The organism is Deinococcus budaensis (assembly GCF_014201885.1).
GTDB classification, from domain to species: domain Bacteria; phylum Deinococcota; class Deinococci; order Deinococcales; family Deinococcaceae; genus Deinococcus; species Deinococcus budaensis.
The window spans coordinates 112,428-120,778 of the sequence record NZ_JACHFN010000011.1 but is presented as its reverse complement, the minus strand read 5'-3'; the positions used below and the strand labels follow the sequence as shown (position 1 = coordinate 120,778).

Annotated in this window: 7 protein-coding genes; 1 reads left to right on the top strand and 6 read right to left on the bottom strand. The window is 62.0% G+C overall.

Going from position 1 to position 8,351, the window contains the following annotated elements:
* Nucleotides 1-958: 958 nt before the first annotated feature.
* From HNQ09_RS14030 to HNQ09_RS14010, 5 genes are all read right to left on the bottom strand, one after another.
* Nucleotides 959-1,639 carry a hypothetical protein gene (locus HNQ09_RS14030; RefSeq protein WP_184030499.1) on the bottom strand — a complete coding sequence of 227 codons (681 nt, stop codon included), beginning with the start codon at nucleotides 1,637-1,639 and terminating at the stop codon, nucleotides 959-961.
* Between the two features lie 361 nt (nucleotides 1,640-2,000).
* Nucleotides 2,001-3,125 (bottom strand): TniQ family protein, encoded by a 1,125-nt coding sequence (locus HNQ09_RS14025; protein WP_184030497.1) that lies wholly within the window; start codon nucleotides 3,123-3,125, stop codon nucleotides 2,001-2,003.
* 26 nt (nucleotides 3,126-3,151) lie between these two features.
* Nucleotides 3,152-4,045 carry a TniB family NTP-binding protein gene (locus tag HNQ09_RS14020; protein WP_184030495.1) on the bottom strand — a complete coding sequence of 298 codons (894 nt, stop codon included), beginning with the start codon at nucleotides 4,043-4,045 and terminating at the stop codon, nucleotides 3,152-3,154.
* Nucleotides 4,042-5,931, bottom strand: a complete 1,890-nt coding sequence (locus tag HNQ09_RS14015; RefSeq protein ID WP_184030492.1) for a Mu transposase C-terminal domain-containing protein — start codon at nucleotides 5,929-5,931, stop codon at nucleotides 4,042-4,044. Before HNQ09_RS14015 ends, HNQ09_RS14020 begins: the two co-directional genes overlap by 4 nt.
* Nucleotides 5,915-6,625, bottom strand: a complete 711-nt coding sequence (locus HNQ09_RS14010; protein WP_184030490.1) for a TnsA endonuclease N-terminal domain-containing protein — start codon at nucleotides 6,623-6,625, stop codon at nucleotides 5,915-5,917. The genes HNQ09_RS14015 and HNQ09_RS14010 overlap by 17 nt, the downstream gene beginning before the upstream one ends.
* A gap of 129 nt (nucleotides 6,626-6,754) precedes the next feature.
* Here HNQ09_RS14010 and HNQ09_RS14005 point away from each other — a divergent pair, with 129 nt between their 5' ends.
* Complete coding sequence (locus tag HNQ09_RS14005; RefSeq protein WP_343057825.1) at nucleotides 6,755-7,285, top strand: ComEC/Rec2 family competence protein; 531 nt, start codon at nucleotides 6,755-6,757, stop codon at nucleotides 7,283-7,285.
* Between the two features lie 62 nt (nucleotides 7,286-7,347).
* Here HNQ09_RS14005 and HNQ09_RS14000 read toward each other — a convergent pair whose 3' ends face one another.
* A complete protein-coding gene (locus HNQ09_RS14000; protein WP_184030488.1) occupies nucleotides 7,348-8,334 on the bottom strand; it encodes a Gfo/Idh/MocA family protein in 987 nt (328 codons plus the stop codon).
* Between the last annotated feature and the right edge of the window lie 17 nt (nucleotides 8,335-8,351).

Genomic DNA, 8,351 nt, shown 5'->3' with positions numbered 1-8,351 from the left:
TAAACTGTGATGGAGTCGGTATCTAGCCATACCGACTCCATTTTTATGCGTTGTGGCCGTCACCCAGGGCGGCTGTCCCGACCCCTAAACGGCGTAGGAAAACTTGACCGCTTCCCACTACGCTATATCCTTCTAGCCGTGGAAGCGTATGCCAAAGAGCGTCTGACGCGGGAGCAATTCATGGCTTATCTTGACTTAGAGGATGACGACGCTCAAGCAGTGCTAAATCAGTACAAGCATCTGTTTGCTTCCCCAGGTACAGGAGACGCACGACCCGTGCCGATTAGTCTGAGCCAATACGTCCACTTACGGGCGAAATAGGTCGGACTATGACTAAGCTTTGGTACAGCGCTACGACTTCGTTGCTATTCTTGACGGCTACGGGACGTGTCTTCGACATCATTGACCACTTTGGAGTACAGCTTGTGGTGCATCCGAAGGCTAAGCGCAGATACCTAGACCCGCTTTGGGAGGCCGAAGCGGGGACTCCTCGCGCTAAACAGGGCGAAATAATCCGAGCGTTATACTCCGATGGACGTTTGATTGAGAGTCCCACTTGGCCTGCACTGTCGGGAGATTTCTTCAGCCTAGCGCAACAGCTTGACGAGACGGCAGCAGGATTGATTATGCACACTCGGAAAGCCTCAAGCGTTTTGATTTCAGACGATCCGAGGATTCTTCGCATTGCACAAAAGACTGACCCTAATATGTCACTGACAACAGGCATATCCTTGCTTCGGTTATGGTCGCAGCAGCAGTCTCTCTCCGACAATGAAGTGCATTCTATGTGTCACAGAGCATCTGACTGGTTACAACCACTAGCTAATCATCCTGAATATGATTGGTGGTCAGTCATCTGCGTCCCTTATCAGAGGGATAGTAGCTTAACAACATAGAATTACCTTGCTGGATGGTTTATAAGTGAAAATCTAAACGAGGCAATGCTTTGTGATTTCAACTAACAGTTAAGCTTAGCCTGGTTGTAAATTGCGTCACGTCCAAACTGTCGCCGCAGAAAATCCCAGCCGGGACCGTGGGGGTAATGGAAGCATATAATCAGCAGAATGATTACAGCCGCGACACTCAAAGCCACTGGAACGCCAAATTTTTCAGCCACACGGAATAAGACGCCAAAGAGGACTGGAACTACCAGCATGACTAAGCTTGCTGCTACAAACACTATAAACCTAAGGATTTTCAGGACTATTATGTTAAAATTATCTATGTGATCTTCGGAAATGTTCTGGCGCAACGCTTTATCTCTCATAGCACTAGGAGCCAACGTCCGACTCAGGAACATTTTGGTAATAAGAAATATATTACTTACTCCCACAGTAACGATAATAAACGTAGCGAAGAGTGAGAATGCTGCTAGCGCCTCACCGCCCGCCACAAGGGCAAAAACCACAACGGCAAAGATCGAAAGTAGGGACGCGACAATGGTCGCCAGCACTTGAGTTTGGCGCAAGAATGCTGAATAAGAGATGCCCGGCACCCGACCCCAGCGCCGGTTGGCCCCCACTGGTGTTTTCTGTGGGCCTGTCTGTGCTGTCATCGGCATCATCTCCTCCGGCGCCGCCGCGCCTTGCTTTTGGGGAATCTCCGGGCAGCGGGCGGCTGTGGAGGCTCCCCCTTCCATTCTCTTTTAACTGATTGTGCGCTGCTTAGGCCTAACTTTACCCTGAGATCGCCCACACTTTTCCACACATAGAGCGCCAAGCTGGCGGCGAACCCACCCCCAAGGATGAGATCAATGCAAATTGAGAGAAAATCGAAAGTTGGTGATCCCTCCAGATCCAAGTGGCGCTGCACCTGTTCGACGATCCATTGAGCGCTCATCCAGAGCACCAGAAACCAGACGGTCAGGAGAGTTCCCTGGAGGGAATCGAGTATCAGGATTCTGGAGACCTTTGTCTCCTTCCAGAAATTTTCGATCCAGGGGCGTTGAGACACGACTCCTCATATTTAGCACATGGAAGGGGTTAAATTCTGAAAAAGTTTCAGCGTCTGGCCCCCTCCTTCGTTCCATTGATGTGTGGTCGTAGGTGGTCGTAGCCCTCCAGCCTGCTGTAACGAGCGACCTCCTGCTTCAGCCAAGTGGGAACCGGACGCGCATTTTTGAGGAGTTGCTGTCGCCCGACCCCTGCTCCTTCTGAGACTTTATGGAACCTCGCAGGCCAGTCGTTCAGCAGCCAGGCAAGCGGAGTCATGATGCGGTCCCGCTCCTCCACCCTCAACACCTCGAATTGCAGGATAGCCCTGTCGCTCTCCACTCCACAGAGGCGCATGTCGTCAGCAAGCTCGTGCAGCGCCCGGCGCCATGCCTCCGCTCCGGGAAGGTGCATCAGCAGTCGCGTCAACTGAAACAGCCCTTCCATCAACTCCCGGACAGCGAGGGGGGTGCCGTTCAACACGTAATCACCCCCACTTACAGCTTCCAGCAATCTGCCCTGAAAGTGGGCATCGCGTCTGATCTTGCTGATCAGTGGCCTGCGGAAGCGCGGACTCTGACGACTGAAGTGGTAGTCTCCTCGTTCGAGCGTGAGGGAACGTTCGTCGTACTGTCCGAAGCTGAGGTCTCTGAAATCCAGTCCGCACCAGCCACAGGAAGCAAGTGACGCCGGGTCGGCATCCGGCCCACGGGTGGCCGCCGGAGTCGCGCGGTAATGAATCGGGGACTCGCAAGCCGGACATTGATCCAGCAAGAGCCGCTTGTGCCTGGGACAGACGGTCATGAAGGCCAGACGCCAGGCACGCCGGTAGTAGGGCATCTCGTCCTCTGCCAGGCAGTCCGGGCAGCACTGCATCCCGAAGGCATGAACCCGGCGGTACTGGAACTTCAGGGGAAGAACCCAGCGACGACCTACCCTGTTGCCACTGGGGCGGCGCAACTTGCTCTCCAGGGCGTCGAGCGTCATCTCCTCGATCCGTGTGCGCGGAACCCCTGTCGCCCTCTCCAGCCCGCCTACCAGATTGGGCAGGACTCTGCGGTCGAGGTCCTGCTCAAAATGGTGGTCGTTCGGGGTAAGGGTGCGATACAGGTGTGCCAGGGTCGTCCCGTTGGCGCGAGCGAGCCGAATCAACCAGGAGGAGCACAGTTCGTCTTCCAGCGGTGGCGGACGCATTGGCAGAGGCCGCTGCCCCCTAATGCTCACAACTCCACCCGCTCCCGCTGCTGCGACGGTGAAACGTAGTAGGGGAGATTGTCCAGCTTCCTGGCGTCGATCTGCTCCGTCCCATCTGAGATAGCCATGCGGGCAGCCTCTGCCAGAATCTTCGCCACCTCCCCGATCAGACCCTCGCTCAGGCTATGAATACGCCGAGCCAGTGCCTCATCGGCCAACCCCGAGGCACGTTTGAGGGGAAGGGTGGTTTCATACTGGCGCAGGAACATGCGGAAGCTGTCGTCATAGCGCCAGTCGGGGAGGGAAACCCGTTCGTACCGGTTGGCGTACTGCGGGTCTGTCTGAATGGCCCGCAGGGCGGCGACAGTGCCGACAACGACGATAGGAAGACGCAAGTCATTGCTGAGGTCCTTCAGGGCGTTGAGCATCAGACGTTGCTTCGCTGTGTACCCGGCGATCATGTTGTGAATTTCGTCGATGATCAGCACTCGCGTCGCGCTCTCACGCAGCAACTCCTTCAGTTGCTTGCGCTTCGCCCTCGGGTCGTCCCTGAGCCGGTAGGGAGCGTTGAATCCGTCCAGAAGCTGATCATAGAGACGCCCCTCATCGGGGGTCAGCGGGGCATCAACCATCAGGACGGGGATGGTCGTGCGGGCAGCCCGCAGGTCGTGGTTGGCAGGGTGCCGCTTAACGAACCGTCCAGCCACCAGCGTCTTGCCGTTGTGGGAACCGCCGACGATGACAAGGTTGGGCATCCGGTGCATCCGTGGGTGGTCAAATACGTACTGGAGCCGGTCGAGCACGGCAGTGGCCTGCGGATAGCTGATCCAGCGGGGTGTGAGGACGTGCTGGTTCCGGTCCAGGTCACTGCCCTCCATCAGGGGATGAAGGGCAGGGTTGAGATGGGGATAGGGCGTCACGCGAAGTCCACCTCCTCGAATCCGGGGACGTAGACCAGCGACTTTTTCGCCTCGGAAGAAGACGACGGGTCCCCTACGGACGGCGCCTCACGTTGGAAATACTCGTCGGGAACGACCGGTTTGACCAAGCGCTTGCGCTGGGCGGAGCGGCGGCGGGCCTTGGTTTCCTTGGTGGCGGTGTCGCGTGTCCGCTGGAGGTCGGCATGGGCGGCAAAGAGGGCTTCGGTATCCACGGCGGCCTTCCCCCGCGCGACCGCGTGGCGTTTCGCTTCCCGAATCTCCCACTTGCTCAGGGCGGGAAAGGAGGTGTCACGGTACGGGATCGGGAAGTATTCACGCAGTTCCGGGTCGTAGAAGAACACCCGGCTCATGTCGCGCGGATCGTAGCGGAACAGCAGTTTGCGAGCACGCTTGACGTGCTTGGGGTCGGGCGCACCGACCCAGGGCCGCAGCACATCGTGGTAGTAGCGCACTGTCTCAAATTGGACGCCGTGGCTCTGGACGGTGCGCTCGAAGAAGGGCATGAAGTCCAGCCGCAGCCGGTGCGGATCGACATTGGGAACGTGGATGCCGATGCCGGGCCGGGTGTCGTCGCCGCGCACATCGTCCAGGTAGCGCTGGAGGGGAGTGGTCTGAATCCCAGTGTGGTAGGTGCCGTGGTAAATCTTGATCAGCTTGACGACCCACTCTTCCAGTCGGTCGAGCGTGTACACCGCCTGTTTCGCGGCATCGTAGTCGCCCCGCCGTGCCGGACTCCCGAAGGTCGTGCCGGGTTCCTCGTGCAGCATGTCGTTGAAGGTCTTCGCCAGACGTTCCACATGCCCACCGAACTTAGGCTGACCCCGGGGCCGGTAGTCCTGCGAGAAACCGTACTCCGCGCAGGCCCGTTCCAGCGCGGCGCTGTGAAACTCCCGGGCGTTGTCGGTGTGAATCATCCGGGGAAAGCCCTGGATGGGCCACTGGGCATCGACGCCGTACTTGGCGAGGAGGTCGTCCTTCGGCAGGATGGCATTGGCGACGCACATGCCGACGGAGAAGGCGTTGGGATCGTCGAGCGTCAGATAGAACCCGGGGATCATGCGGGTGCGGACACAGATCATCAACGTGAGCCAGGCCTTGCCGATGGGTCTGCCTTCCAGGTCGTCCACCAATTCCAGGTCCAACTCCACGTGGTCCATTTGCACGACCGACAGCGGGTAATCCGCGCCAGGAAAGGGTTTGGTATCCGTGCCGTACCTGTCCTCGGCAGCTTTCTTGCCCAGGCGGCGCTCGGTGACGATATAGGCGCTGCGGTCCTGCACCCGCTTCCTCACGGTATTGTAGTGGGGAACCATCAGTCCACGCTCGCGGCAGCGGCGTTCGATCTCGCGCACCACGGTCCTGACCCCACGTCGCTGGCGGGTGAGGTATAGCTCGTCGATGACCTCCTGCACGATGGCCTCGGTGGCGGTGTCGATCTTGTAGGACCCTTTGTCCCGGCGTTCTTTGGGCAGCAGGGCGGAGAGTTTGCCCGATTGTTCGAAGGCGTCGATCCAGCGGTAGATCGTGGCGGGGTGAACGCCTGCTGCTGCCGCGCGTTCTGCCACACGGGCCTGGGTCCGCGCTCCCTTGGGGAGCGCGAGCAGCGGTTCGATGGTGTTGTAGCGGGTGGTCGCGGCTTTCCAGGGTTCCTCCTCGACCATGGTGAGGTCCAGGGGCCGCTTCTCCAGATGGGTGAAGGGGCGCTGGGGGTCGAGGTCACGGACGGCGACCCGGACGATGCCCCCGGATTCGAGGTTTCGCAGCAGCACGGTCTCCAGGTCGAGGATGCTGACAATGACGTGCCGCTGGCGACGGTGCTGGACCACCAGGCCCGGCTGGAGGACGTTCTCAACGGGGTCCGTCATGAATCCAGTCCTTTTTCAGCGGATAGGGATCGTGCGGCAGATAGGTCAGGGGGGTCCGCATGTTGAGGGGAAGCTGGAGGTCTGCGCCGAGGTAGCGGTAGGCGACCATCTGCCAGATGTGGGGGAGATACCGCAACTGGGCCTCCGGGTCCGGGGTCAGGGTGGCGAGCAGGGCACGGACCTCAGCCTCCCTGAGCGTCTCCATCGCCTTGCGAATATCCCAGGCGGTCGGCTCGTGCCAGGCGGGGCGCCGGAGGTAGGGGAGCAGGAACTTGGCGTTCTGGAGGTAAGGGCCGCGCAGGTCCTGGTCGGTGACGATGCGGAAGGTCCAGCCCCGCCACTCGGCGTAGGCGCGGGCGACCTCGAACTTGAGGGCGTATTCGTCGTGGCGCCGGGTGAGGTCCTCCGTGCGTTTCACTTCGACCAGCTCAGGGACCTTGCGCCTCACCCAGTCGCGGTCGGGGAGGTACTGCACCAGGAAGTCGGGGGTGTAGTGGCGCTCCCGCCCGGTGGGGTCGCGGTAGGGGATGGTGACGGGCTGGGACTCGATCTGCTCGACGGTAGGGTCGAAGGCACACAACAGGGTGAAGTCCGTCTCCAGGGTGGATTCGGTCCGGACGGACCCGGGCTGTCCGGGGACATGGACCTTGCCGCCGACGCTGTGGGTGAGAATGGCGATCTCTCGTGAACCCATCTTTGCAGCCTCCTGAGCACATTGCTCGCATGGAAAGGAGTCACGTTCGGGCATACTTGGCGGTCGTTTGCAGGGAGCGGTGTGTCAAAACTCAGTTTCGGGCCTTCACACTCGCATTGTCTGTTGGAAATGTCAGAGGGCCTCTCCAGCGTGCTGCGCTCGGTGCCGGTGGGCGAACTGTGGATTGGCCAGCGCAAGGCGGACGACCCCGAACTCACCGAATTGCTGGGTGTCGCCGCCGAGCGCGGGGTTCCTGTCCGCGAAGTTCGCCGGGGCGACCGCGTCAGCGTGAACGGCGTGACCCTGACCGTGCTGTGGCCGCCGGGCGAGGTCTGGTCAGAGGAGGACAACGACAACAGCGTGGCCCTGACGGTCGAGTCGCGCGGATTCCGCGCCGCCCTGCTGGGCGATCTCGCCGCCGACACCGAGGCGCGGGTGGGCGTGGGTGATCTCGATCTGCTCAAGGCCGCGCACCACGGCAGCCGCTACAGCACAGGCGCGGCGATCCTGCGCGAGGGCACGCCCGCCGACGTGCTGATCAGCGTGGGCCGCAACACCTACGGCCACCCACACCCCGACGTGCTGGAACGGGTGGGGGGAGTGGGCGCGAAGGTGTGGCGGACCGATCAAGTGGGCACGGTGCGCTGGCCGTTGCCCTGAGCCTCAGCGCGGGGGCCAGAGGGGCGGAAGAGCTGGTCTGGCCCCCGCGCTGAGCGCCGATGTCAGCGGGCGACCGTGACTTCCCGCCCCTCCCGCGCCGCCGCGAACAGGGCGTCGAGCACCCGCGCTTGCCGCACGGCGTCCTCGGGCGGAAAGCGCGCCGTCTCCTCGCCGCGCGCCACCCGCCCAAAGTGCGTGACCATCGCCGCGTAGCCGTCGACGGGCGAATAGGTCTCCTCGCGCTCGCCCGCCGCCGTCCGCACCCGCAACGTCAGGTCACCCGGCGGCTTGCTGTGAAAGGCCCCGTCCATCGACAGGCGGCCCGCTGTCCCGACCACCGTGAAAAGCTGGCTGGCCTCGTCTCCCCAGTCGAAGGCGCAGTCGATGGTGCCGAGCGCCTCTGCGAAATGCAGCGTGCCGCTGAGGCCCAGGTCCACCCCGCCCGGCGTCCAGCGGGCCTGGGCCGTCACCCGCTGCGGCTCGCCCAGCAGCAGCCGGGCGAGGTTCACGGCGTAGCAGCCCACGTCGTACAGGGCGCCGCCGCCTTTGTCCGCGTTCCAGCGGAAGTCGCCGGGATGGGTCAGGGGAAAGCCGAAGGCCCCCCGGTAGGCCCGCACCTCGCCCAGTTCCCCGCTCGCCACGATTTCGCGCAGCCGCGCTACGTGGGGCTGAAAGCGGTAGGCGAAGGCCTCCAGCAGCACCCCGCCCGTCTGCGCCGCCGTGTCGGCCAGGGCCTGCGCCTCCGTGGCATTCAGGGTGAGCGGTTTCTCGGTCAGGGCGTGTTTGCCTGCCCGCAGCGCCGCCTCGGTCCAGGGCTGGTGCGCGTCGTTGGGCAGCGGGTTGTAGACCGCCTGCACGTCCGAGGCGATCACGTCGGCATACGTTCCGACGTGCCCGATGCCCCACTCAGCGGCAAAGGCTCGCGCCCGGTCCGAGCCGGGGTCGCGCACACCCAGCACCGTCACCTCACCGCCCGAAGCGCGGATGGCCGGGATGAGCGCGCGGGCGATGCGTGCGGCGCCGAGAATGCCCCAGCTGAAGGTGGTCATGGCCGCAGCGTACTCCG

What these genes read in the sequence shown, in the direction of transcription:
- HNQ09_RS14030 (WP_184030499.1), bottom strand. Translation starts at nt 1,639, where the DNA reads ATGGAAGGGGGAGCCTCCACAGCCGCCCGCTGCCCGGAGATTCCCCAA.
- HNQ09_RS14025 (WP_184030497.1), bottom strand. Translation starts at nt 3,125, where the DNA reads ATGCGTCCGCCACCGCTGGAAGACGAACTGTGCTCCTCCTGGTTGATT.
- HNQ09_RS14015 (WP_184030492.1), bottom strand. Translation starts at nt 5,931, where the DNA reads ATGACGGACCCCGTTGAGAACGTCCTCCAGCCGGGCCTGGTGGTCCAG.
- HNQ09_RS14010 (WP_184030490.1), bottom strand. Translation starts at nt 6,625, where the DNA reads ATGGGTTCACGAGAGATCGCCATTCTCACCCACAGCGTCGGCGGCAAG.
- HNQ09_RS14005 (WP_343057825.1), top strand. Translation starts at nt 6,755, where the DNA reads ATGTCAGAGGGCCTCTCCAGCGTGCTGCGCTCGGTGCCGGTGGGCGAA.
- HNQ09_RS14000 (WP_184030488.1), bottom strand. Translation starts at nt 8,334, where the DNA reads ATGACCACCTTCAGCTGGGGCATTCTCGGCGCCGCACGCATCGCCCGC.